Below are 22,960 nucleotides of genomic sequence, written 5' to 3' on the forward strand. Positions count from 1 at the left end.
GGCAAAACTTTATTTTGTCATTGATTGAAGGGTTAGTTAATGAGTTTATTTATTTCCACTGCCTATGCTGCACCAGCGGCTGGCCAGCAAAGTCCGCTACCTTCCATCCTGATGATGGTTGGCTTTATCCTGATTTTCTATTTTCTGATCTGGCGTCCACAAGCCAAGCGCACCAAAGAACACCGTGTCATGGTAGAGAGCATTAGTGTGGGCAGCGAAGTGGTATTTGCTGGTGGACTGATGGGCCGCATTACCAAAGTGGAAGGTGATTACGCAGTGGTTGAACTCAACCGTGGCAATGAAGTGAAAATTCAAAAAGCTGCGGTCATTTCCGTATTGCCAGAAGGCACTCTCAATAGTCTGTAATTTTTATAGGGATTGGTTAATCAATCCCTTTTTTCATTAAGTAGAATTCAAATGCGTTATCCAGCGTGGAAATATGTACTGATCCTTTTTGTTCTGGTGATCAGTACATTATATGCCCTGCCCAGTCTCTATCCTGACGAGCCAGCGGTTCAGATTTCAGGCGCCAAGGCAGGAAGCCAAATAGACCAGACGGTACTGAACCGTGCAGAACAAATTTTAAAAAGCGCCAATATTGCAACCCATAACGGCAGTTTCGGCCAGAATGCGGCCTTGTTGCGCCTGCGTACCAGTGAAGACCAGATCAAAGCACAGGAAATCCTGCGCCGTGGACTGGGTGAAAACTACGTGGTTGCGCTAAACCTTGCGCCAACGACACCAGCATGGCTACAGGCCATTGGGGCCAAGCCCATGAAGCTGGGACTGGACTTGCGTGGTGGTGTACATTTCCTGCTGGAAGTAGACATGAGCAAGGCGCTGGAGCAACGACTGGAAACGGCCACGGCTGATATCCGTCGTAACCTGCGTGATAACAAGGTCAGTTTTAACGGTGTGCGTCAAACCAAAGACAATATTGTGGTGAACTTTGCCACAACCACAGACCGTGATAATGCCTTAAGCGTGCTACGCCGCCAGAGCAATGACTTTAACATTCAGCCATTGGCCTCAGCCGATGGCCCAATCTTGCAATTGCAATATACCGAAGCCCGCTTGCAGGAAATCAACCAGTATGCGGTCAACCAGAACTTAACCACGCTGCGTAACCGGATTAACGAGCTGGGCGTGGCAGAAGCACTGGTACAAACCCAGGGCAGCAATCGCATTGTGGTGGATTTACCGGGCGTACAGGATACGGCCGAAGCCAAGCGCGTACTGGGCCGCACGGCCAACCTTGAGTTCCGTCTGGTGTCCGAACAGGCAGACACTTATGCTGGCGGCCCTGTTCCGGCTGGCACTCAGGCTTTCCCGTTTGAAAAGCTTGATGGACCCACCATTTTGCTCAAGCGCCAGCGTATTGTTACCGGTGAGCGCGTACAAAATGCCATGAGCGGCTATGATGAAAACAACCAGCCTGAAGTCAACATTACGCTGGATACTGCTGGCGGTAAACTGATGGCTGATGCCACCCGTAATGCCGTTGGCAAGCAAATGGCCGTATTGTTTATCGAAAACAAGCAGCGCATTAGCTATGTCACCGATCCTGTCACTGGCAAAACAGTTGAAACCCGTACCCCCTATACCGAAAGTATTGTGATTAACCGCGCCACCATTCAGGCTGTACTGGGTTCACAGTTCCGTATTACAGGTGTAGGTACACCTCAGGAAGCTTCCGAGCTGGCACTGTTATTGCGTGCAGGCGCACTGGCTGCCCCCATGTACTTTGTAGAAGAACGCACCGTTGGCCCAAGTCTGGGTCAGGACAATATCGACAAGGGACTGTTATCCACTCAGGTTGGTTTTGTGCTGGTTGCGCTGTTCATGATCGTGTTTTACCGCGTGTTTGGCTTAATTGCCAACGTGGCACTGTTTATGAACCTTGCCATGATCCTGACAATAATGTCATGGATTGGCGCGGCACTGTCCCTGCCCGGTATTGCCGGTATTGTGCTGACCATTGGTATGGCGGTCGATGCCAACGTCCTGATCTGTGAGCGAATACGGGAAGAAATTCGCTGGGGGTCCTCACCCAAGCAGGCCATTGTGGCAGGTTATGACCGCGCTTATACCACCATCTTTGACTCCAACCTGACTACACTGCTGGTTGCATTCATCCTGTTTGCTATTGGTAGCGGCCCTATCAAAGGCTTCGCCGTTACACTGGCCATTGGTATTATCTGCTCCATGTTCACGGCCATCACGGTCACCCGTGGTATTGTGCAACTGGTTTATGGCAAGCGCCGTATTGAAAAATTGAGCATTTGAGGAGAAACCCATGCAAAAATCAACTGCTCAAAATCCGGTTCCATCCAACGACAACCAGCCGCGTGAATACGGACGCCGTGGTGACGAACCCGTTATTCGGTTTATGCGCTTTAAAACACCAGCCGCTATTTTTTCGCTGGTGTTCAGTCTGGTGTGCCTTGCCGCTATATTCACCAAAGGTCTAAATCTTGGACTGGATTTTACCGGTGGTGTTTCGGCTGAAATTAACTACACCCAGCCGGTTGAACAAAAACAGGTAATGAATGCGCTGGAAGAAGCCGGCTTTAAAGAACCTGTTGTACAGTTTCTGGGTAATCAGCGTGACCTGATTATCCGTATGCCTGCGCAAGAAGGTGAAGACCTTGCCAGCCGCCTGAACACTGCCGTACAACTGCCCAACAATACTGCATCGGTGCAAAAAGTGGATGCTGTGGGCTCTCAGGTGGGCAATGAGCTATATATCCGCTCTGTCGGTGCAGTGGCTCTGGCGCTGATTCTCATGCTGGTTTATGTCACCATCCGCTTTGAGTTCAAGCTGGCAGTCGGTGCAGTGATTTCCCTGCTGCATGACACCATTGTGACTGTGGGTATTTTTGCCATTTTCGGCTGGCCATTTGACCTGACCGTACTGGCTGCGGTACTGGCGCTTATTGGTTACTCGCTTAACGACAGTATTGTAGTAGCCGATCGTATCCGCGAAAATTTCCGCAAGATCCGTGGCGCTGACCCAGTTGAAGTGGTGGATATTTCCCTCACCGAAACCCTGCGCCGCACCATCATGACGGTCACTACCGTATTGCTGGTTGATTTGGCCATGCTGTTTTTAGGCGGTGATGGACTGTTCTGGTTTGCAGTTGCCATGCTGGTTGGCCTGTTTGTTGGCACCTACTCGTCCATTTATATCGGCACCTCCTACGCCTTATGGCGTGGCCTGAACCGTCAGGATTTTGTGGTTCAGGTAAAACCCGAGTTTGAAGAAACTGACATCGTGCCTTAATCCTTTTTAAGGGTTAACACGATCCAAATCCTGCTGTTAATAGCCTGCTGGTTAATAGAGTAATGAATATTAACCAGCAGGCTTTTTAATGCATGCTGGTTTGGCTTGTGGATACGCTTTACTACATCTCAAGGTAGCCAGTTTACGCTAACCGGATGATATAAATGATTTTGCCATGCAACCGTGCAGTAATAGCCTGCCGTTTCAAAACACAGATATGCCCATTCGCCAATTGCTGCATGATAAGCCGTACTGACGCCATGCTGAATGTCCCTATTTTTAATGGCTGTATCTGTGTTTTCTATCCTATTAAATAAACTATTTTTATTTTCTGTTTCCAGCGTATTCAGGTTTAAACGAATCCCTAGGCCACAGGCTTTCAGCACTGCTTCCTTGATGGTCCAGCACTTTAGCAAATAAGCCTGCGGGTCTTTGGTATGTGTAAATACCTGCATTTCGCTAGCGGTTAATATGCGCCGGGCCAGCCTTGCCTGATTTATCACGCGCCGTTTGGCTTCAATATCCACTCCCAGTGCTATTCCCTGCTGGTTAAATGCCAGTACAAACTGCTCTGTACAATGCGACTGGCTAAATTGCAATGCTGGATAATGCATTAAATATGGCTTGCCATAAGCATCTTTTACGAAGCACAAATTGTCCGGCGTTTGATGAAGCTGTGCTGCTAAAATTTGCCGCCGCCAGCTTCGACTGATTAATTGCTCCATTCTACGCTGCGGATGCGTGGCTAACTGCTGTTGATCCGCTGCTATCACCTGTAGGCTCTCCAGCTGTTCAGGATGAATCTGCCGTAAGGCCATTGTAAGGAACAGGTTATTTGGCATTAAGGTAATTGATGGATCCGTCATCGTTGAAGCTTTAACCTATTATTCTAGCGGCAACGTTAGCTTATAAATGGTTGTGTTTAGCTGTTCTGTATCGTTGTCTTCACACAGTAAAAACTCCAGCTTATGAGGCGCTTTATGATACAGGGTTAGGCCTTCAAACTTATGGCATGTGCTAATTAACTGTACGTCCTGCACGGTTTTGGTGTTTATATCCATACAACCAATATAACTACCCAGCACCTCCCCATCATGGTAAGTTGAACTACTGTTTTCTGCGGTGGCCAGAAAATAAATGGTTTGTTCTACCAAAATAGCATCGGTAAATCCGCTGGTTACCTGATTAATCACTGGCAACTGGACTGGCACAAACTCTACCGTATGACTGGCATCCAGAATTTCTGCATGCTGTATGTTTTCATCCTGAAAACCAGCCTTATCTAAAGTATTTACCTGCCAATCAGCCCGTTGAAAAAGATTACCCTGAACGACAAAAATACCATTCTGCGCTTGTTCGCCATTACCCCGCTGGAAAAATAGCCATTGTCCCTGATGATAGATTGCCCCTTCAATATTTAGTTCACTCTTGCTGAGCTGCGCGGTGTGCTTAAATTTCTGGTATAGCGCAGACAAGTCATACTGACGCGGCTTTGAATTGGCGCTGCGCTCATTATCCGGGGAGCCAGCTAAATTATAACGTACCCCCGTATTACGGCGCTGGGTAGAACCTGATCCCAGCAATAACAAGGCATTGTCATATTGCAGCAGCGCTTCAAAATCAAATTTTTCCGGCTTGGGTATCACTTCGCGGCTATCGTCAAACAAGGCAAGCTTATGCAGTTTGATTTCGTCCAGATCATAGCAATACAGATAGCTGCTGTAATCTGAAATCAGGTAAAGGCGAGGATGCTGGTAAACCAGTCCGGAAGCAGCACCCAGCCCCTCAATTTCCTGAAAGGCTTTTAATATAAATTGCATGATGCTGCCTGCTTGCTAGGGGATAGCTTATGATCATACAAAGAAAAAACGCCGCATTAGCGGCGTTTCTTATCCATTTTCTTAAATTTTTGTACAAAACGCCGTTTACGATCAGCTACTCGTGGATCAACCTGTGTACGCCGGCCTTCAAATGGATTGGCACCCGCCTTGAATTCAATCTGGATCGGTGTCCCTTCCAGTTTAAACACCTTGCGGAACACGTTTTCCAGATAGCGTTTATAAGCCGCTGGCACATGGTCGGTCTGGTTACCATGAATAACAATGAGTGGTGGATTAAGCCCACCCATATGGGCATAACGCAGCTTGATGCGACGTCCAGACACCATGGGAGGTTGATGCTGCTCGACCGCATCTTCCAGAATCTTGGTGAGTTTGGGCGTTGGAATCTTGGTAAATGCAGACTCATAGGCCCGGTGAATCGACGGATATAAATCGCCCACGCCTGTGCCATGCAATGCTGAAATCAGGTGAATTCGTGCCCATGGAATAAAGTCAAAACGACGCTCCATGGCTTCCTTAACCTGACTGCGGTCATAGTCGCTCATGCCATCCCATTTATTAATGGCAATGACGATGGCACGGCCCGCTTCCAGTGCAAAGCCTAGCAGGTGTAAATCCTGCTCAACAATCCCCTCGCGTGCATCCAGAACCACCACTACCACATGCGCATCCTTGATGGCTTGCAGCGTTTTAACGACCGAGAATTTTTCAATCATTTCATTGACACGGCCACGGCGACGCACACCAGCAGTATCAATCAGGGTATATTGCTTGCCCTGCCGCTCATACGGAATATAAATACTGTCGCGTGTGGTACCCGGCATGTCAAACACCACCACCCGCTCTTCACCCAGCAGGCGGTTAACCAGCGTGGACTTGCCTACATTGGGTCGGCCAATCACTGCAAGACGCAAGCCCTTGATATGTTCCTGCTCATCAATGGGTACATCTTCAGGTAATTCAATCAGCACATCTTCCAGCAGTTGCTGTACACCACGGCCATGACTGGCCGCCACATGATGCGGCTCGCCCAGGCCCAGCTTGAAGAATTCGCTAACTGCTGCCTCCGCATGTACACCATCAACCTTATTGGCCACCAGATGTACTTTTTTACCCAAAGTACGCAGGTCACGTGCAATTTGTTCATCAGAGGCCAGCAAGCCTGCACGGGCATCAACCACAAACAGGATGATATCTGCTTCTTCAATTGCAGTTTTGGATTGCTCTGCCATATAGGCATCAATCCCACCCTCGCTTTCGCCAATACCACCGGTATCCACCACAATGAAAGACTTGTTTTCATACGTGGCATCACCATACTGGCGGTCACGGGTCAGGCCAGGAATATCAGCCACCAGCGCATTACGGCTTTTGGTAATCTGATTGAATAAAGTCGATTTGCCCACATTGGGGCGGCCAATCAAGGCCAAAACAGGTTTCATGAATTAGGAGGCCTGCCACACACTTAAGTTGCCGGTACGCGTTGCTACATACAGGCGGTTATCGATTGCACGAATGGTGGTAATTTCACCCTTGCTGCGTACACGTCCCAACACATTACCTGTGTTAGGGTCAATCAGGTGCAGGTAGCCGTCAAGGTCACCCACCACCACATACTGGCCAATGACGACCGGATTGCTTAGCTTGCGGTAAGCCAGCGCATCCTGTTCCCACGTTTTTTCGCCAGTCACCTGATTAAACGCCTGAAGATGGCCTTCGCTGGTGGCCACATAGACCAGTCCATTGCCCACCGCCGGACTACGCAGGCTGCTGGTATCCTGTGCCCACATTACCCGCTGGGATTGCAGGTTAACCGCAGTCAGCTGGCCCTGATAGCTTACGGTAAACATGTTATTGTCCTGAATCACCGGTTCGCCATCAATATCAATCAGGCGTTGCACTTCGGAACGGCCTTCGCTGACTGCAACGCGACGCTGCCAGCGTGGAATCCCGCTTTGCACATCAAGGCCATACACATAGCCACTGTTGTTGGCCAGAATCACCGTATTGGCATCCGCCAGTACTGGTGCTGCATTACCACGCACACTTAAGGGCGCGGTTGCGGTATCAAATGTCCATACCGGCTCACCCGTGCTGGCATCAGTACCAAATACAGTACCATCGTTGGCATAAGTAATGACACGGCCATCATGGATCAGCGACGGTGACAAAATGGAACCGGATAACTGGCGCTGCCATTTGACTGTACCAGTAGCTGCATCCAGCCCATACAGGTAACCCTTGCCCGAACCAACCACAACCAGTCCATCGGCTGCTGTCACACCACTGGTCAGGTCTTTGTCTTTCTTGCGTGGACGGGTTTCCCAGATCTTCTTGCCATTTAAATCATAGGCAACCACTTCACCTTTACGGCTAACGGCATAAATGGCCTGATTGCTGGCATCCAGTTGCAAACGCAGTGGATCATGCTTTTCGCTGCCACTAACGCTTTCCTTAAATACTGGGGTCAGGGCCTGCATTTGCGCGACTTTGGGCAATTTGCTGGGCTTGTGTTCTTCAACCTTGGGGCCTTTGCTACAGCCTGCCATAATAGCCATGGCAATACAGGTGCTTAGCAATAAGGGTTTACGCAGGTTGCTTACTGCCATTATGTTCACCATTGTCTTATGCTCCTGAACCGGATTGTGCTGTTGGTATTGCTGGCGTAGTGCCTGGCTTAGCGCTGCTTTCACTGGCTGAACGGATCGGACCATCTATTTTTAGCTCAGGGACCTGAACACCCAGACTTTCCAGCTTAACCTGCAATAACTGACGTGGTTCTTCACGCTTAGCCAGCGCATCCCACGCCGCCTGATACGCTGTTTTGGCACCAGCCAGATCATTCTTCTGGACTAAAACATCGCCTTTGGCTTCATTGGCACTTGGCAGGAACGCAGCATCAGTTACCTGCTTTAGGCTCGCCAGTGCAGCATCATGCTTGCCCTGCGCCATTTGCATATAAGCCAGACGCAACCATGCCAGCTGTTTTAAGCCTTCATCTTTGACATTGCTCTTGGTGGCCGCCAGCAACTGTTTTTCAGCCGTTGTATAATCACCCTTGCCTGCTGCAATTTTGGCACTTAAAAAATGGGTTTGCAGCGCATGCGCGCTATCCGGATTGGTTTTCACCAGTGCATCAGCCTGAGAAAAATACTGGGTCCGCGCAGGCTGGTTATCTGGTGCTGCTGCCAGACGCTTGCTGGAATCCACCACCTGCTGGTACTGGGTTGCCAGATTAAAGCGTTCAACCGCCTGTTTCTTTTGCCAGTATTGCCAGCCAAAAAAGATAATCAGGGCCAGCAGAATACCAATGACAATGGCATTACCATACGTTTTCAGAAAGCCTTTAAAGCGATCAATTTGCTCTTCATCACTTAAATAGGTACTCATGTATGGCTTCCTGTCTGCGGGTTAAAAGAATCACTGTTCAAAGAATTGGACGATAAAGAAGATTGCTCTACTGTAGCCGATTGTTGCAATTGTTCAAGTAAATAGCGGTTTAAATCCGTTAATGAAACAGTGCTTTGCTCACCCGTGGCCAGTGTCTTTGCCATGACTTGCTGGTTTTCAGCTTCACGCTCGCCCAGAATCAGTGCCAGCTTGGCCCCCGATTGGTCGGCTTTTTTCATCTGGCTTTTCAGGCTGCCCTGTGAACCGGTTTTTAGGCGAATCAGTACACCTTGCTGGCTAAACTGGCTGCGCAATTGTTCGGCCAGCACCAGTGCCTGACCCTGACAGACCGGATCAGCCAGCAGGAACACATCACATTCGGTGGTATTAATGACCTGACTGGTTTGCTCTAGCAATAACAACAAACGCTCCATGCCCAAGGCAAAGCCCACTGCCGGTACACTCTGTTCAGGCTTGCCTTTCAACTGGCCAACCAGTCCATCATAACGGCCACCTGCACATACTGTGCCTTGCGCACCCAGATGTGTGGTTGTCCACTCAAACACGGTTTTATTGTAATAATCCAGACCACGCACCAGTTTCTGGTTAATCACAAATTCAATGCCCGCTGCTGTTAAATAGCCTTTAAGCTGTTCAAAATGGGCCAGCGTTTCCTCACCCATAAAGTCATGCAGCTTGGGCGCATTTTCCAGAATGGCTTGGGTCTGGGCATTTTTACTGTCGAGGATACGCAAGGGATTGCTGTCCAGACGGCGCTGTGAATCCTCATCCAGCTGCGCTTTATGCGCTGTTAAATAATCTACCAAAGCCTGACGATATTGGGCACGCTCATCACTTTCACCCAAGGTATTCAGTTCAAGTTGTACCTTGTCGCTAACGCCCAGACGCTGCCATAACCGCGCGGTCATCAGTATCAATTCAGCATCAATATCCGGCGTTGCAATGCCAAAGGTTTCTACACCAAACTGGTGAAACTGGCGATAGCGGCCTTTTTGCGGTTTTTCATAGCGAAACATGGGGCCTATATACCAGACCCGTGGTGCCGCACCACGCAGCAAATTATGCTCCAGCATGGCACGCACACAGCCTGCGGTTCCTTCCGGACGCAAGGTCAGTGAATCTGGTGGATCACCTTTGTCAAAAAAGGTATACATTTCCTTTTCAACAATATCAGTGGCATCACCAATTGACCGCTTAAACAAACTGGTTTGCTCAACAATGGGCAAGCGGATCTGCTGATAGCCATAACTATCCATCAAACCTGTTAGCTGGATTTCCAGCGCACGCCATGCCGCAGTTTGCGCAGGCAAGATATCATTAAAACCTTTAATTGCTACAATTGAACTCATAACCCACTCAAGACGCTTTTATCATTTAGCGCGAATAATCTCTTTTTCTCTAGCTTTTTCAAGCACGTCAACTTTGGCACGAACCATGGCTTCAATTTCATTAACCAGCTGGTTGGTGTCAATCAAATGGCTCTTTTCACCATTCATATACACCAGTGAACGCGGACTAGCGCCCACCACACCAATATCAGCTTCCTTGGCTTCGCCCGGCCCATTCACCTTGCAGCCAATAACAGAAACATCCATTGGTGTGCGGATATCTTCCAGCCGCTCTTCCAGTGCATTCATCACCCGGATAACATCAAACTCCTGCCGTGAACAACTGGGACAGGCAATAAAATTAATCCCATTGGAACGAATATTTAGGGACTTTAAGATATCAAAGCCAATCTTGACTTCATCTTCCGGCTCAGCGGCCAGTGAAACACGCAAGGTGTCACCAATGCCATCCAGCAATAATCCACCTAATGCAATGGCAGACTTAACAGTACCGGAACGGAATACCCCAGCTTCAGTTACGCCCAGATGCAGTGGATTATCAATTTGCCGGGACAATAAACGGTAAGCATCCAGTGTTAAAAATACATTGGATGCTTTCACACTTACCTTGAATTCGTGGAAGTTTAAGCGATCCAGAATATCAATGTGGCGCATGGCCGATTCGAGCAGGGCTTCACCGGTTGGCTCACCATACTTGACCTGCAAATCTTTTTCCAGAGAACCCGCATTGACCCCAATCCGCATGGAAATGCCATGGTGACGCGCCGCAGCGACCACTTCACGTATCTTGTCTTCGTTGCCAATATTGCCGGGGTTAATGCGCAGGCAATCTGCACCATAATCAGCAACAGCCAGCGCAATCCGGTGGTCAAAGTGAATATCGGCGACCAGTGGCACATTCACTTGCTTGCGGATTTGCCCAAATGCTTCTGCAGCCTGCATGGTCGGCACCGAGACACGCACAATGTCTACCCCGACATCAACACAACGGTTAATCTGTGCCACGGTAGCCGCTACATCACAGGTTTCGGTGTTGGTCATGGTCTGCACCGTAATGGGCGCATCGCCACCAACATAGACTGAACCCACACGGATTTTACGGGTAGGTCGACGCACAATAGGAGAGTGGTGCATTCTTTATATTTTCCGTCAAAATTCTGGAGAAAAGTCCAAACAACCGAGGCAAACTGTAAACAAAACCTGTTAGCGCGATAACCGGAACTCGGCTTTGCCATTTACGGTATAAGGCGACAGGGATATCTGTTCCTGATTAAAGCTTAAATTCACAGCCGCAGCATCATCTAAACGAATGCTAAATGGCGATTGCCCGGTCAGGGTCAATGGCTGGGTCTGACGGCCAGACGCCAGATTTTTACCGGTTGCATCATGAATGGATACAGTAACCGGATGGCTAAAGGTCAGACTCAGGCGATCTTCACTACTGGCGGGTGTCGCGGGCAGTGTTACTGGGACTGGCAATACTGCAGGTGCTGTCGTAGCTTCAATCGGGGCTACTTCTGTGGCTACGGGATCAACGGGCTGTGCCGGCTTGCTGCTACGCCATGCCTTGATACCCGCATAGAGCAGCCACACTACGGCAATAATAACCAGCGCACCTACCAGCCACTTTATCCAGCTTAAGCGCTCACGGCGGCCACGCTGCAAGCGGCCCAGTGCCTTTAAGGGAGAATTCTCCAATGCATGATTGGTGGGCAGTCCGGTATCACTGGTATAAATTTCATCAAACCGACGAATCAGGTGATTGGCATCAGCACCCAGCAAACGGGCATAAGTCCGTAAATAACCCTTGATAAATGCAGGCTCTGGCAGTGCCTTATAGTCATCAGCCTCCAGTGCAGTCAACTGGCGTTCCGGCATATTTAGTTCGCGGGCAACTTCACTCAGCTCACGCTTTTGCATGCTCCGCAACTGACGCAAATATTCACCCGGACGCTGCGCATTACTCAGGTTACCTGTACCTGATGATGGCTGCTGGTTGCTGTTTATTTCCATACTGCCTCAGGAGTTTGTTGCAATTGAAGATAACGTTGATACTCGGGACTGGCTGGATAGGCCGCACCAAGTTGATTAATAAAATTTTTCATGCGTATGGTATCACGTTCTGCGCGGGCAATGCGGATTCCTAGCCATAAAGAACGTGCCCCCTGCTCTTGTGAGCCAATCTGGCGCAAGTAATCATTATACAGGGCGCTGGCATCCCGAATCTGGTTACGCTGCAAAAACAGGTCTGCCAGTTCCAGCTTGGCAATCACCGAATCACGGTTGGCCTGCAAGGCCTGCTTAAAGGCTTTTTCAGCATTTGGGGTGTCATTTACCTGAAGATAAGTACGCCCCAGATTTTCAAGGGCAGCCGCGCGTCCTTCATAACCCAGGGTTGCACCTGCTTCACGAAACTGGGCAATGGCTTCCGGGTAACGCTTGCGGCCACTTAGATAAACGCCGTAGTTATTGCGTACCTGTGCATATTTGGGATCAAGGGAAATGGCGCGCTTAAAGTAAGCTTCGGCCTTGGCCACATTGGATGGGCTACCTTCCTGCTGCAATAGCACACCCATCATGTTATTGGCTTCCACTGAGCTAGGCTCTGTTTCCAGTGCTTCATCCAGATTGCGCTTGGCAGCATCCAGATCACCACTGCGAATATATTCAGCGGCCAGTGCTGTACGGGTGGCAACAGCCGCTTTTGGATCAGCTTTAAGCCGGTGGGTGGTCTGGCATCCTGTCAGGGCCAGCGCCATAACCAGTGCATAAACAGCACCCGGATTTAATTGTCGTCCATAACGGACGTATGCTACTGCAGGTTTATGCTTAACGCTCACCTTAACCTCGTGTTCTTAGTATTTCAGTATGATTCGCGGTGGTGGTAGACCCCTGCTGCAACACTTTTTTCTGCCAGCGTTCAGCACGACGGGTACGGTCTGCCACTTGTCCAACCAGTTGCCCACAGGCTGCATCAATGTCGTCACCACGGGTAGTACGTACGGTACACACAAACCCGGCATCAGAAAGCTGCTTTTGAAAGGCCATGATCCGGTTACGGCTGGAACGGCCATAGGGTGCATGTGGAAATGGATTAAACGGAATCAGGTTAATCTTACTGGGTAAATTGCGTAACAGTTGTATTAATTGTTTGGCATGCTCCGGCAGGTCATTCACGCCTTCCAGCATCACATATTCAATAGTGACGTGCTTGCGGGCACTATCAATCACGCCATCAGTAGAAATATAACGGCGTGCGGCTGGAATTAGCTCAGCCAAAGGATATTTCTTATTTATAGGCACCAGTTCATTACGCAGTGCATCATTGGGGGCATGCAAGGAAATCGCCAGTGCCACGTCAATTTCTTCTGCCAGTTTGTCAATCATGGGCACAATGCCAGATGTCGACAGGGTCACACGGCGCTTCGACATGCCGTAAGCAAAGTCATCCAGCATCAGGCGCATGGCCGATACCACCGGATCAAAATTCAGTAACGGCTCGCCCATGCCCATCATCACCACATTGGTGACGGTACGGGTACGCTCACCCACGGGTACATCTTCCATATAGGACTGATTGGCTACCCATAGCTGGCCAATAATTTCGGCAGTAGTCAGGTCACGTTGAAAACCCTGCTTACCGGTGCTGCAAAAACTGCAATCCAGTGCACAGCCAACCTGTGAGGAAATACACAGGGTTTTGCGCGCGCCAGTTTTGTCATCCGCTGGAATCAGCACGGTTTCAACCAGTGAACCTGCGCCATCGCCTACCCTGAACACCCATTTGCGCGTGCCATCCTTGGAAAAATTCTTGTGGACAACTTCGGGTGCCTGAATATAGGCCACGGTTTTTAGTTTTTCACGTAGCTTGCCGGCCAGATTGGTCATCTGGTCAAAATCAGTGACACCAAACTGGTGAATCCATTTCAGTACTTGGGTAGCACGAAACTTCTTTTCACCCATCGCTTCAAAGAAAGCTTCCATTTCCGGGCGCGACAGGCCCAGCAAATTGGTTTGATGTGCTTTAGGCTGGGCTGATAATTCACTAGGGCAAGCAGCCGCAGCAGATTGTTGCTGTTCTGCCGGAGATAGAGAAATATGTTCTGCTTGCGCTAGTAAATCAGGGGATTCGATGTGCATAACCTGTCATCTTCAAGACGAAATCTACAGCTACAAAATAATAGCTACAGATTGAACAATGGGTAAAATTATACCGTGACACAAACGTCATATTGTATAAAAAACAAACCAGACAAGCATAACACTTATCTGGTCTGTAAAAATGAACGATTAACGAGTGCGTGGGCAGATTTCGTTGTCGTTAAAGAAGTACGCAATTTCACGCGCAGCAGACGTGGTAGAGTCTGAACCATGCGCTGCATTTTCATCAATGCTGGTTGCAAAGTCAGCACGGATGGTACCTGGCGCTGCATCTTTAGGGTTAGTTGCCCCCAGAATGTCGCGGTGAGCCAGAACTGCGTTTTCGCCTTCCAGTACAGATACAACCACCGGACCAGAAGTCATGAAGCTTACCAGATCACCAAAGAAGCCACGCTCTTTGTGTTCAGCGTAAAAGCCTTCAGCATCAGCCTGAGACAGGTGCTTCATTTTGGTGGCAATAATTTTCAGGCCAGCTTTTTCAAAACGGCTGAAAATGTCGCCGATGTGGTTTTTGCTAACTGCATCTGGTTTAACAATGGATAAAGTACGTTCGATAGCCATAATTTAGCTCCTTAAAAAAACAAACATCAAAAAAAGATGGCGCATTATAACGTTGTCATCTGACAAAGATAGCGTCAGGCCTGAGCAAAATGTTTTTTTTGTCAGGCGGTTTGCCAGTGACAAAAGCGCGATGAATCAGTTAACCCCCAGCATTTGTTCTAGCTGGCCTCGTCAATCCATGCCATCTGGATACCTTCCAGCAAACCCTCATTGGAACGGTTAGGGTCATCGGCAAAATCGGGTAGCTCGCACACCCAGCGATGCAAATCGGTAAAACGCACATATTGCGGATCAACATCCGGATGTGCTTCATACAGCTCAATGGCAATGTCGATGGTATCTGTCCAGCGCAAGCCCATGGTATCGCTCCAAAACTCTGGTGTATTTTAGGCGCTTACTTTAGCAAATATTAGTGCCTGTGTTGCAGTGCCTTGTCATACATTTTAGCTGAGCAATCGTGAACCAGGAAAACCATTAAAATAGTCTGCTCACTATAACTTCAATTAAAATATTAATGGCCATAAAACCTGCCACGCACCGGCCAGTAACACCAGCGTCCCCCCCAGCTCGGCAAGAATGAGCGACCACATGAATAACTGAATCAGCACGCTGGGCAAGCTCATTGGCCCTAGACGGTGCGGCCGCCGTAGCTGGTTATCGGTATCCTTTAGCGCGCCATGAATCACATAAGTCCCAATGGCCAGCGCAAAATAAACCACATTGGCCAGCACGGCCCACCAGTTGACCCAGTCTGGCCATACTGAAAAATAAGCCAGTGCCGCCAGAATCAGTGCGGCACTGGCATACAGCAGGGACGCACGGTGGGCAATATCCACATAATACGGTGCACGGGCTTTTTCACTGCGCATAATGGCAATGTACTTCCAGATCCCTGTGAGCAAGCCAATTAACAAAAATATCCCCGATGCCAGCACCGCCAGTGCCACAGCCGGACTTAAGGTTTCATCCATGGAAAATTATCACTATAAAAATGAGTTATGGGTTTAAAGGTCAACAGCATGCTAAATAGACAGGGAACTGATGTAAAGCAAAAGCTGATTTAACCTTAATTCTATTTTTCTTATTGTATGGGCTAGTGATTGAAGGCTAAATTATTTTCTTGGAAAGGTATTTTTCATGTCTATGATTTTTTTGGCTGAATTATAAAACTACAGCAGCACATGCAGCCAAGGCGCCACAGCAATTAATAACCCGGCCAGTACCGCACCAATCGTCGCACCAGCCAGCACATCACTGGGATAATGCAAACCCAGAATGACCCGTGATACAGCCACCAGTAACGTAAATGGTAATAGCACCACCAGCATGGCTGGCACACTGTAGCCCATCAGGATGCACAGCATGACAGCATGCAGGGTATGTCCAGACGGAAAACTAAAATGATCCAGAGGCCGCTCGCCCAGCACTACCGCCTGATGTACCTGATAAGGCCGTGGACGCAAGGTCTTGTGCTTGAGTAATTTATAAATGGCTGTGGCACATAACATGCCTGACATGACATACAGCATTTGCCAGTAGTAGTGTAACCCCTGTACAAGCCACATTACGAGCAAGCTGGCATACCAGAACCAGCCATCACCCAGCCGGCTAATTATTTTAAAGAAAACCGCAATTTTTTTTGTTGTGGAATAACGATTAAGTTTAATGCACCAGCTAAGGTCCAGATACTGGGCACGGCGCAAATGGGCACGCATTGTAGTCGCTTGAATTTTGTTCATAGGTTCTCCTGATGAATCTTTATGTAATAAATATCTAGGTGATAAATAGTGGGATCATTGCCTTGTTCCATGCAGTTGAATAAAGGGACTGGTGCTTGTCGGCGGTGGTTTTGAGGGCAAATTCAAACTGGTCTACTGCCATCGACCAGCCAAATTGTTGCGCTATTTTGGTGGCTTGCAAACCCATCTGCTGTAGCTGGCTTAGTGCAGGTAATTGGGCAGCCAGTTGCTGAAACTGTGTGGCATCACTTAAACGGCATGCCCAGCCATTGATGCCGTGCTGAACAGTGAGTGCCGTGCACGCATAATCATAAGCCAGTACCGGCAAACCACTGGCCAGTGCCTCAAGCACTACATTGCCAAAGGTTTCTACTTCGCTGGCAAACAGGAATACATCTGCGCTGGCATAGTGCCGGGCCAACTGTTCCCCAGTTTGCATGCCGGTAAAAATGGCTTCTGGAATGAGATTTTGTAAGCGGGCACGGTCTGGGCCATCCCCAACAATTACCAGTTTAAAGTCACGTTCAGGTTGGCTGATTTTGGCATGCTGGTAAGCCTGTATCACCAGATCAATGTTTTTTTCTGGCGATAAGCGGCCTACATAGAGCATTACCATCGTTTGTGGCGTGGCCTGCCATTGTTGCCGCAAGTTATTGCAGCGCTTTTGCGGATTAAAATGCTGGCTGTCTACCCCGCGTGATACCAGCGCCAATGGACAAGTAAAACCTGCCTTAACCAAGGCACGCTGAGTATCTGTACTGGGCACACAAGTCAGATCAGTGCGGTTATGAAACCAGCGTAAATAATGCTGGACGGGTTTAATCAAAAACTTTAAATCAAAAAACTGGCTGAACTCATGAAATGGTGAGTGAAAACCACTGGATACGGGATAATTGTATTGGCGTGCAATATTCAGGGCAGCCAGTCCAAGCGGGCCCTCAGTCACAATATGCACGATGTCTGGCTTAAACTGGCTTAATGCCTTGGTCATTTTTCTATATTGTGGATAACCAAAGCGCAGCTCGGGATATTTGGGGATACTGCTGGCCGCTACCAGACACTCAGCACTTGGCTTAAAACTCTGGCACTCAGTGGGCTGGTATGGCCGAATAAGTAAAATACGATGCCCCCGCTGTTGCAGGCCTTTGCATAATTGCAGCACCGACATAGCCACCCCATTGATCTCGGGTGGCCAGGTTTCAGTCACAATAGCAATCCTTAAGGAACCACCAAAACGCTGGGGATCAGTATTGGAAAATGAATTAAAATTTTGTAGTAAGGTCATCTCTATTCTTCTTTATCTTTGAGTTAACCCTAGGTTAGAGCAGTCAGTTGACCAATAAATGAACATTTAATGACACTTTGATGACCTGAATTATTTTTTTATTTGGTTTTTATAAAACTATAGGCCATAAAAAAGCACGCCAAAGCATGCTTTTTTACCTCACCTGTTTACAGCATAATTCGCTTTACAGCACCCGTATTATGATGCTGGCTTTTGCGCTATGGTAATACTTGCATCACTCACCTTTGCCTCAGGATGAGCTTTTTGCAAACTCGCCATATCCATTAAAATATTGGCTGATTCCGTAATAAAAGCTTCATCTTCCGGTAGTGGCGGACGCTGGGCAGCTTTCATCTTGGCACGAGACTCAGATCGGGCATCCAGAGCCGCCTGATAACTTTCCCAGTTGGCATAAGGCTGCAAACCGGTTGCTGTACGACGGGCATTTTCTGCACGCAAGGTTTCTGCTTCCAGTTCCTGAATTTCACGTTTGCGTGTATCAATATTCAATGAGGATTGCTTTTTATCCTTGGTTTTCTCGGCAATTCCTTTAAGTGCACTTAAATAAACGAATTGAGGCTCAACATTGGTACGTGCTGTCGACCAGGTGCTGACCTGAGGAACAAACGGCGCGACCACCCCTTCACGCTTATACGGTGCTGTCTGGATAGTATCCCATTTCAGCGCATTTTTGGCCTTGCGCTCACCCAGATCTTCATCATAGATATTGATCAATGGCACATCAGGTACTACACCCTTGTTCTGGGTACTACCGCCGGTAATCCGGTAAAACTTGCGCTGGGTTAATGTTGCCTGACCATAAGCCAGACTATCCAGTTGAACCTGTGCAGTGCCTTTACCTGTTGTAGTGCTGCCAATCACAATACCACGCTGGTAGTCCTGAATGGCTGCCGAGAAAATCTCGCTGGCTGAAGCGGATGCCAGATTTATAATAACCGCCAATGGACCGCTATAAATCTGTTCACCGCCATCTTCGTCACGGAACACGTTGACATTGCCATTACCATCACGAATTTGAACCACAGGCCCGTCTTTAACAAACTGGCCCAGCATACGCGCGACTTCTTCCAGCGAACCGCCCGGATTATTGCGTAAATCTACTACCACACCTTCAACATTTTGGGCTTGTAGTGCAACCAGTGCCTTTTGCGTGTCTACACTGACACTCCGGTAACTATTGCCTTCACGGCGGGCCCGGTAGTTCAGGTAAAATGATGGAATCTCAATAACCCCAATCTTGTGCTCGCCATCATTGCGCTTCACATTGACCACACGTGAACGAACGCCGGAATCTTCTTCCTGAATTACATCACGCGTTAAAGTCACTACCCGAGCCTGATTGGCTGCTGCGCCAGTGGCCAATAAGCGCAAGGTCACTTTGGTGCCTCGCTTACCACGAATCAAACCAACAATTTCGCCACTTGGCCAGCCAATCACATCAACAATTGGCTCACCTTCCTGACCTACGCCAATAATCCGGTCACCAGATTTTACCTGTCCAGACTTGCTGGCTGGTCCGCCGTCAACAATGGTTTCAATCCGGGTATAGTCTTCATTACCGCGCTCAGGACGAATAGACACCCCAATACCTTCCAGCGCTAGTGTGGTCTGGCGATTAAGCTCCATGGCCTCAATGGGGGCATAGTAGTTGCTGTGCGGATCATAGGTTGCCAGCGTGGCATTCAGGATTTTCTCCAGCACGCGGTCACTCTTAATCCGGGTTTGCTGCTCCATCTGGCGACGATAGCGTTTTTTTAGTGTTTCAACTGGGGTCAAGTCTTCCGGTGGGGTCAAGTCCTGCCCGGCAGCCAGCGCAGGATTTGCTTTTAACGCCTGTTGCTTGGCCGCTTCTTCTTCTTTATTAATGTTCAGGTTGATGAGCTGTGACACCAGCATTTTTTGCCAATGTTCCTGCTGGTCACGCTTGCTATTAAAAAATGGAGCTTTTTCACGGTCCAGTTCAATAAAATCATTACGGTGCAAGTTCTGCTTCTTGTCCAGTTGCTGCATAGCAAACTGATAAAAACTGTTCAGGCGTGTGCGGTAACGGTCATAAATATTAAATGCAGGGGCCAGATCACCAGTTTTAAGCGACGTGCCCAGACTTGATGCGTATTTCTTATTGAATTCATCAATATCAGACTGTAAAAACAGGGTGTGGTCCGGGTCCAGTGAATCAATATACATAGCCAGCACGCGGCGCGATACATCAGCATCCAGACGCATGTTTAAATAATGCTGGCGATCTACCAGTGTTGCAACTTGCCGGGTAACCAGCGATTGCTCTCGTGTGGGTGCCAGCGTTACCTGCTGGTTGACAGTCGTAGCCGCAATGGCTTCATTCACTGTGTGAGAGAAAAAAAGACCGCCTGTCATCAAGGCTACGGCACAGGCTAAAGTTTGTAATTTCATAAGACGCTTGGGTTTCCTAATCACATGACCCGATTGTTGTATACCGACTTTTACAGCATTTTGCTTGCAGCGTTCAACCCACCGAATATTTTTCCATCAATAAACTTACTGTATTGTTCAGCACTATCTATTCCCAGATAGTTGCAGCATACCATCAAATTCCAGCTATACAATGTAGCAAAACTGATTATAAATGCGGTATTGTCTCCCCCATCAGATTTATTGGATATTTGTTGCATGATTGGCGCATTGATGCTGGATATTGAAGGAACCTCCCTCACTGTGGAGGATCAAAGGCTTTTAACCGAACCTCAAGTGGGTGGCATTATCCTGTTTGGCCGCAATATCTACAGTCCACAGCAAGTGCGTGCGCTCACCGATAGCATCCGTAATATCCGTCCGGAATTACTGATTGCCGTGGATCAGGAAGGAGGCCGTGTACAACGCTTGCGTGCCGGGTTTAGTCGCCTGCCATCCATGCGTGCCTTTGGCCATCTCCATGAAAAAGACCCTCAACAGGCGGTTATGCTGGCTGAACAATGCGGCTGGCTGATGGCAAGTGAAGTATTGGCCGTCGGCATTGATTTTAGCTTTGCACCTGTCCTGGATCTGGATGGTATTAGTCAGGTCATTGGAGACCGTGGCTTTCATTCTAATACAGCTCAGGTTATAGCGCTTGCTTCAGCGTTTATGCAGGGTATGCATCGCGCAGGTATGGCCACCACAGGCAAACACTTTCCGGGACACGGCTCGGTTGAGGCTGATTCACATATTGCTGCTCCGGTAGATCATCGTACACTGGATGACATTGAACGTAATGACATGCAGCCTTTCATTCAGCTCAAAGACCAGCTGGATGCATTAATGCCGGCACATGTAATTTATGATCAGGTAGACCCTAATCCGGCAGGTTTCTCACCCTTTTGGCTACAGACCATCATCCGCCAGAAACTAGGGTTTGATGGGGTTTTATTCTCTGATGACCTATCCATGCAGGCAGCTTGTGTCGCAGGTGGTGCCGATGCACGCATCAAGGCCGCACTGGATGCCGGTTGTGACATGGGTCTGGTTTGTAATGACCGGGCTGCGGCGCTAAATGCCTTAACAGCACTAAAGGATATGCCACTACCCAATCAACAACGCTTGGAAAAAATGCGCGGTAAAATTTTACCCGTCAACATTACTGAAACACTGGATTTGGGACAGCAATGGCAGGCCTCTAAAGCACTGATTCAACCATTACTCGCCTAAACAAATTTTAAATAAACAATTGACCAACTGGAGGGTCAGACATGAACACAAAAACAGCACAGGACTTATCGCCACATCGCCATATTTCTTTTACTGCGCATTACACTGGCTATATCTGGTATCTGCTGGGCATTTCACATGAACGCCTTGCCACATCAAAAGGAAAACAACTCGCCACCTTATTGCACCCCTTTGAAACCCTTGCAGAAAAATTTGTGGGCCATAGTGTCCGCTCTACCTTAAAATTACGCCATCGGCTAATTGACCAGCGCTTGGAACAATTGATTGCCCAGCATCCTAACATTCAGATTATTGAAATTGCTGCTGGTCTATCACCCCGTGGCTGGCGTTTTCGACAAAAATATTCTGGCATCAACTATATTGAAGTGGACTTACCGGTCATGGCTGCAACCAAAAGTGAAGCCCTCATGCCTATAGAACCAGATGCGAAAGTGTATGGGTGTGATATTTTCAGTGACCAGTTTCAGCAGATTCTAAGACAGGATCTTGACCCTACCCGTCCCATTGTTGTTCTAAGTGAAGGCTTGATTAATTATTTTTCAAAAGATTTGATTGGTCAATTAAGCCAGATTTTAAGCACTGCCTTTAAACAGTTTCCTCAAGGCTATTTTATTAGTGATCTCTATCCAGAACCAACGCACCGACTTGCAAAAGTCATCTGGCACAGCAGCAAATTGTTAAAATTCCTGTCCAAAAGTGAGTTTCAGTTTTACTTTATCAGCCCACAAGAAGCTGCCAATTTCTTTAAAGGGCATGGTTTTAAAACAGCTCATATCCGTCAAGCCTCTAACTATGAGCATCCTGAAGAACAAAATCACCTTGGCGATATCGTCTGGATTGTTGACGCCCAAGTTTAGATTTCTAACAGGCAGGGTATTTAAATGCAGCCTTAATCATTTTAAATACCCAGCTTTGATGACATAAAACCTATTTATTTGACTAGGGCGTATCATCAATTGAGCTAAATGTGGATGTGGAAAGATAGATGGCAGAAAGGAAGTTTATAGCCAGTTTATCGTAGCGTGTCGCAATTCACCGTTACTGCTTGAGCCTAGCAATGAAGTTCTCGATCAGATGCCTTGCTTTATATAAATGTTGGTCATAATCACGTAGTGCTTTGCAGTTACTTTTAGCAGTCATCACGATTGTACCATTCACTGCTTTAATTAAATCCCTCGCCCGATCCTTAGCGTTATAAGCCTTACTTCAAACATGATTTATTGCTTATCGAGATTTATAACTAAAGGATGTATGAACCAACTTTGTCTGGCGCAAGGAACCTTTCATGCGGTTTATCCATCACGGCGCGGTTTGTTACCGGCGGTACGGGTATTTATTGATTATCTGGTTGAGGAGTTGCCGGAACTGGTTGCAGCGAACCAGCTATAGTATTTTACTTCTCCATCAAGCAACCTAGAAGGGAACCATCATTTGGTGGTTCCCTTATTTTTTGGAATGAAGCACAGGATATTTTCAGGCATAAAGAAACCCGATCAGTTTAGCTGATGGGGGTCTGAATAATGAGCTGTGAGTGGCACAGCCACGCAAGTCCTGTAGGGTATGTCCCTGTAGAAATAAAAGAACCCCCATCAGATTAACTGATGGGGGTCTGAATAATGAGCTGG

At 48.1% G+C, this 22,960-nt stretch carries 22 protein-coding genes and 2 pseudogenes; 6 read left to right on the forward strand and 18 right to left on the reverse strand.

The genetic code is table 11. The features are described 5' to 3' along the window. Nucleotides 1–39 precede the first annotated feature (39 nt). The 3 genes from yajC to secF are packed head-to-tail and all read left to right on the forward strand — an operon-like array spanning nucleotide 40 to nucleotide 3,283. Nucleotides 40–366 (forward strand): preprotein translocase subunit YajC, encoded by a 327-nt coding sequence (yajC, locus tag BKE30_RS10410; protein ID WP_076878529.1) that lies wholly within the window; start codon nucleotides 40–42, stop codon nucleotides 364–366. Nucleotides 367–417: 51 nt separating this feature from the next. Continuing rightward, nucleotides 418–2,286, forward strand: a complete 1,869-nt coding sequence (secD, locus tag BKE30_RS10415; protein WP_076878530.1) for a protein translocase subunit SecD — start codon at nucleotides 418–420, stop codon at nucleotides 2,284–2,286. Nucleotides 2,287–2,296: 10 nt separating this feature from the next. After that, nucleotides 2,297–3,283, forward strand: coding sequence for a protein translocase subunit SecF (secF, locus tag BKE30_RS10420; protein WP_076878531.1), 987 nt, complete (start codon nucleotides 2,297–2,299; stop codon nucleotides 3,281–3,283). 128 nt (nucleotides 3,284–3,411) lie between these two features. Here the strand turns inward: secF and BKE30_RS10425 are convergent, their stop codons facing one another. The 17 genes and pseudogenes from BKE30_RS10425 to BKE30_RS10505 form a co-directional block, all read right to left on the reverse strand. Next, nucleotides 3,412–4,149 carry a 4'-phosphopantetheinyl transferase family protein gene (locus BKE30_RS10425; RefSeq protein WP_076878532.1) on the reverse strand — a complete coding sequence of 246 codons (738 nt, stop codon included), beginning with the start codon at nucleotides 4,147–4,149 and terminating at the stop codon, nucleotides 3,412–3,414. Nucleotides 4,150–4,167: 18 nt separating this feature from the next. Then, entirely contained in the window at nucleotides 4,168–5,103 is a 936-nt protein-coding gene (locus BKE30_RS10430; protein ID WP_076878533.1) for a DUF6929 family protein, read from the reverse strand. A gap of 56 nt (nucleotides 5,104–5,159) precedes the next feature. Then, nucleotides 5,160–6,566, reverse strand: a complete 1,407-nt coding sequence (der, locus tag BKE30_RS10435) for a ribosome biogenesis GTPase Der (RefSeq protein WP_076878534.1) — start codon at nucleotides 6,564–6,566, stop codon at nucleotides 5,160–5,162. Between the two features lie 3 nt (nucleotides 6,567–6,569). Beyond that, nucleotides 6,570–7,733 (reverse strand): outer membrane protein assembly factor BamB, encoded by a 1,164-nt coding sequence (gene bamB / locus BKE30_RS10440; protein ID WP_076878535.1) that lies wholly within the window; start codon nucleotides 7,731–7,733, stop codon nucleotides 6,570–6,572. 16 nt (nucleotides 7,734–7,749) lie between these two features. Next, nucleotides 7,750–8,514, reverse strand: a complete 765-nt coding sequence (locus tag BKE30_RS10445; protein ID WP_076878536.1) for a YfgM family protein — start codon at nucleotides 8,512–8,514, stop codon at nucleotides 7,750–7,752. Nucleotides 8,515–8,594: 80 nt separating this feature from the next. Next, nucleotides 8,595–9,884, reverse strand: a pseudogene (gene hisS, locus BKE30_RS10450) (histidine--tRNA ligase); the annotation flags it as partial. A gap of 21 nt (nucleotides 9,885–9,905) precedes the next feature. Beyond that, entirely contained in the window at nucleotides 9,906–11,018 is a 1,113-nt protein-coding gene (gene ispG / locus BKE30_RS10455; RefSeq protein ID WP_076878537.1) for a flavodoxin-dependent (E)-4-hydroxy-3-methylbut-2-enyl-diphosphate synthase, read from the reverse strand. Between the two features lie 69 nt (nucleotides 11,019–11,087). Then, nucleotides 11,088–11,897 carry a helix-turn-helix domain-containing protein gene (locus BKE30_RS10460; protein ID WP_076878538.1) on the reverse strand — a complete coding sequence of 270 codons (810 nt, stop codon included), beginning with the start codon at nucleotides 11,895–11,897 and terminating at the stop codon, nucleotides 11,088–11,090. Further along, a complete protein-coding gene (gene pilW / locus BKE30_RS10465) occupies nucleotides 11,888–12,643 on the reverse strand; it encodes a type IV pilus biogenesis/stability protein PilW (RefSeq protein ID WP_076878551.1) in 756 nt (251 codons plus the stop codon). Before pilW ends, BKE30_RS10460 begins: the two co-directional genes overlap by 10 nt. 82 nt (nucleotides 12,644–12,725) lie before the next feature. Continuing rightward, on the reverse strand, nucleotides 12,726–14,024 hold the full coding sequence (rlmN, locus tag BKE30_RS10470) for a 23S rRNA (adenine(2503)-C(2))-methyltransferase RlmN (protein WP_076878539.1): 1,299 nt from the start codon (nucleotides 14,022–14,024) through the stop codon (nucleotides 12,726–12,728). Between the two features lie 150 nt (nucleotides 14,025–14,174). Continuing rightward, nucleotides 14,175–14,606: a nucleoside-diphosphate kinase gene (gene ndk, locus BKE30_RS10475; RefSeq protein ID WP_076878540.1), complete on the reverse strand. Its 432-nt coding sequence runs from the start codon at nucleotides 14,604–14,606 to the stop codon at nucleotides 14,175–14,177. A 158-nt stretch (nucleotides 14,607–14,764) separates the two neighbouring features. Further along, nucleotides 14,765–14,965 carry a Fe-S cluster assembly protein IscX gene (iscX, locus tag BKE30_RS10480; protein ID WP_026469841.1) on the reverse strand — a complete coding sequence of 67 codons (201 nt, stop codon included), beginning with the start codon at nucleotides 14,963–14,965 and terminating at the stop codon, nucleotides 14,765–14,767. Nucleotides 14,966–15,109: 144 nt separating this feature from the next. After that, complete coding sequence (locus BKE30_RS10485; protein WP_076878541.1) at nucleotides 15,110–15,577, reverse strand: hypothetical protein; 468 nt, start codon at nucleotides 15,575–15,577, stop codon at nucleotides 15,110–15,112. Nucleotides 15,578–15,775: 198 nt separating this feature from the next. Further along, nucleotides 15,776–16,321: a phosphatase PAP2 family protein gene (locus BKE30_RS10490; protein WP_076878552.1), complete on the reverse strand. Its 546-nt coding sequence runs from the start codon at nucleotides 16,319–16,321 to the stop codon at nucleotides 15,776–15,778. A gap of 58 nt (nucleotides 16,322–16,379) precedes the next feature. Next, entirely contained in the window at nucleotides 16,380–17,630 is a 1,251-nt protein-coding gene (locus BKE30_RS10495; protein ID WP_076878542.1) for a glycosyltransferase family 4 protein, read from the reverse strand. Nucleotides 17,631–17,828: 198 nt separating this feature from the next. Beyond that, complete coding sequence (locus tag BKE30_RS10500) at nucleotides 17,829–20,063, reverse strand: carboxy terminal-processing peptidase (RefSeq protein WP_076878543.1); 2,235 nt, start codon at nucleotides 20,061–20,063, stop codon at nucleotides 17,829–17,831. Nucleotides 20,064–20,113: 50 nt separating this feature from the next. Next, entirely contained in the window at nucleotides 20,114–20,302 is a 189-nt protein-coding gene (locus BKE30_RS10505; RefSeq protein WP_026469838.1) for a hypothetical protein, read from the reverse strand. Between BKE30_RS10505 and nagZ the strand changes: the two genes are divergently transcribed. Together nagZ and BKE30_RS10515 are read left to right on the forward strand one after the other, a co-directional pair. Beyond that, nucleotides 20,301–21,314, forward strand: coding sequence for a beta-N-acetylhexosaminidase (gene nagZ / locus BKE30_RS10510; protein ID WP_076878544.1), 1,014 nt, complete (start codon nucleotides 20,301–20,303; stop codon nucleotides 21,312–21,314). The genes BKE30_RS10505 and nagZ overlap by 2 nt on opposite strands. 41 nt (nucleotides 21,315–21,355) lie before the next feature. Next, nucleotides 21,356–22,192, forward strand: coding sequence for a class I SAM-dependent methyltransferase (locus BKE30_RS10515; RefSeq protein WP_076878545.1), 837 nt, complete (start codon nucleotides 21,356–21,358; stop codon nucleotides 22,190–22,192). Between the two features lie 82 nt (nucleotides 22,193–22,274). On the opposite strand, the pseudogene BKE30_RS16380 reads toward BKE30_RS10515, so the two are convergent. Next, nucleotides 22,275–22,436 (reverse strand): annotated as a pseudogene (locus BKE30_RS16380) (IS5/IS1182 family transposase); the annotation flags it as partial. Between the two features lie 150 nt (nucleotides 22,437–22,586). On the opposite strand from BKE30_RS16380, the gene BKE30_RS16035 reads away from it, so the two are divergent. Then, nucleotides 22,587–22,724: a hypothetical protein gene (locus BKE30_RS16035; protein ID WP_158073184.1), complete on the forward strand. Its 138-nt coding sequence runs from the start codon at nucleotides 22,587–22,589 to the stop codon at nucleotides 22,722–22,724. Nucleotides 22,725–22,960 lie beyond the last annotated feature (236 nt).

The organism is Alkanindiges hydrocarboniclasticus (assembly GCF_001982605.1).
GTDB lineage: Bacteria > Pseudomonadota > Gammaproteobacteria > Pseudomonadales > Moraxellaceae > Alkanindiges > Alkanindiges hydrocarboniclasticus.

Excerpts from the sequence above, each read along its gene's own strand:
- nagZ (WP_076878544.1), top strand. The coding sequence starts at position 20,301 with ATGATTGGCGCATTGATGCTGGATATTGAAGGAACCTCCCTCACTGTG.
- secD (WP_076878530.1), top strand. The coding sequence starts at position 418 with ATGCGTTATCCAGCGTGGAAATATGTACTGATCCTTTTTGTTCTGGTG.
- pilW (WP_076878551.1), bottom strand. The coding sequence starts at position 12,643 with ATGGCGCTGGCCCTGACAGGATGCCAGACCACCCACCGGCTTAAAGCT.
- iscX (WP_026469841.1), bottom strand. The coding sequence starts at position 14,965 with ATGGGCTTGCGCTGGACAGATACCATCGACATTGCCATTGAGCTGTAT.
- BKE30_RS16035 (WP_158073184.1), top strand. The coding sequence starts at position 22,587 with ATGAACCAACTTTGTCTGGCGCAAGGAACCTTTCATGCGGTTTATCCA.
- BKE30_RS10485 (WP_076878541.1), bottom strand. The coding sequence starts at position 15,577 with ATGGATGAAACCTTAAGTCCGGCTGTGGCACTGGCGGTGCTGGCATCG.
- BKE30_RS10505 (WP_026469838.1), bottom strand. The coding sequence starts at position 20,302 with ATGCAACAAATATCCAATAAATCTGATGGGGGAGACAATACCGCATTT.
- BKE30_RS10490 (WP_076878552.1), bottom strand. The coding sequence starts at position 16,321 with ATGCGTGCCCATTTGCGCCGTGCCCAGTATCTGGACCTTAGCTGGTGC.
- yajC (WP_076878529.1), top strand. The coding sequence starts at position 40 with ATGAGTTTATTTATTTCCACTGCCTATGCTGCACCAGCGGCTGGCCAG.
- BKE30_RS10495 (WP_076878542.1), bottom strand. The coding sequence starts at position 17,630 with ATGACCTTACTACAAAATTTTAATTCATTTTCCAATACTGATCCCCAG.
- BKE30_RS10500 (WP_076878543.1), bottom strand. The coding sequence starts at position 20,063 with ATGAAATTACAAACTTTAGCCTGTGCCGTAGCCTTGATGACAGGCGGT.
- BKE30_RS10460 (WP_076878538.1), bottom strand. The coding sequence starts at position 11,897 with ATGGAAATAAACAGCAACCAGCAGCCATCATCAGGTACAGGTAACCTG.
- secF (WP_076878531.1), top strand. The coding sequence starts at position 2,297 with ATGCAAAAATCAACTGCTCAAAATCCGGTTCCATCCAACGACAACCAG.
- rlmN (WP_076878539.1), bottom strand. The coding sequence starts at position 14,024 with ATGCACATCGAATCCCCTGATTTACTAGCGCAAGCAGAACATATTTCT.
- bamB (WP_076878535.1), bottom strand. The coding sequence starts at position 7,733 with ATGGCAGTAAGCAACCTGCGTAAACCCTTATTGCTAAGCACCTGTATT.
- der (WP_076878534.1), bottom strand. The coding sequence starts at position 6,566 with ATGAAACCTGTTTTGGCCTTGATTGGCCGCCCCAATGTGGGCAAATCG.
- ndk (WP_076878540.1), bottom strand. The coding sequence starts at position 14,606 with ATGGCTATCGAACGTACTTTATCCATTGTTAAACCAGATGCAGTTAGC.
- BKE30_RS10430 (WP_076878533.1), bottom strand. The coding sequence starts at position 5,103 with ATGCAATTTATATTAAAAGCCTTTCAGGAAATTGAGGGGCTGGGTGCT.
- BKE30_RS10425 (WP_076878532.1), bottom strand. The coding sequence starts at position 4,149 with ATGACGGATCCATCAATTACCTTAATGCCAAATAACCTGTTCCTTACA.
- BKE30_RS10445 (WP_076878536.1), bottom strand. The coding sequence starts at position 8,514 with ATGAGTACCTATTTAAGTGATGAAGAGCAAATTGATCGCTTTAAAGGC.
- BKE30_RS10515 (WP_076878545.1), top strand. The coding sequence starts at position 21,356 with ATGAACACAAAAACAGCACAGGACTTATCGCCACATCGCCATATTTCT.
- ispG (WP_076878537.1), bottom strand. The coding sequence starts at position 11,018 with ATGCACCACTCTCCTATTGTGCGTCGACCTACCCGTAAAATCCGTGTG.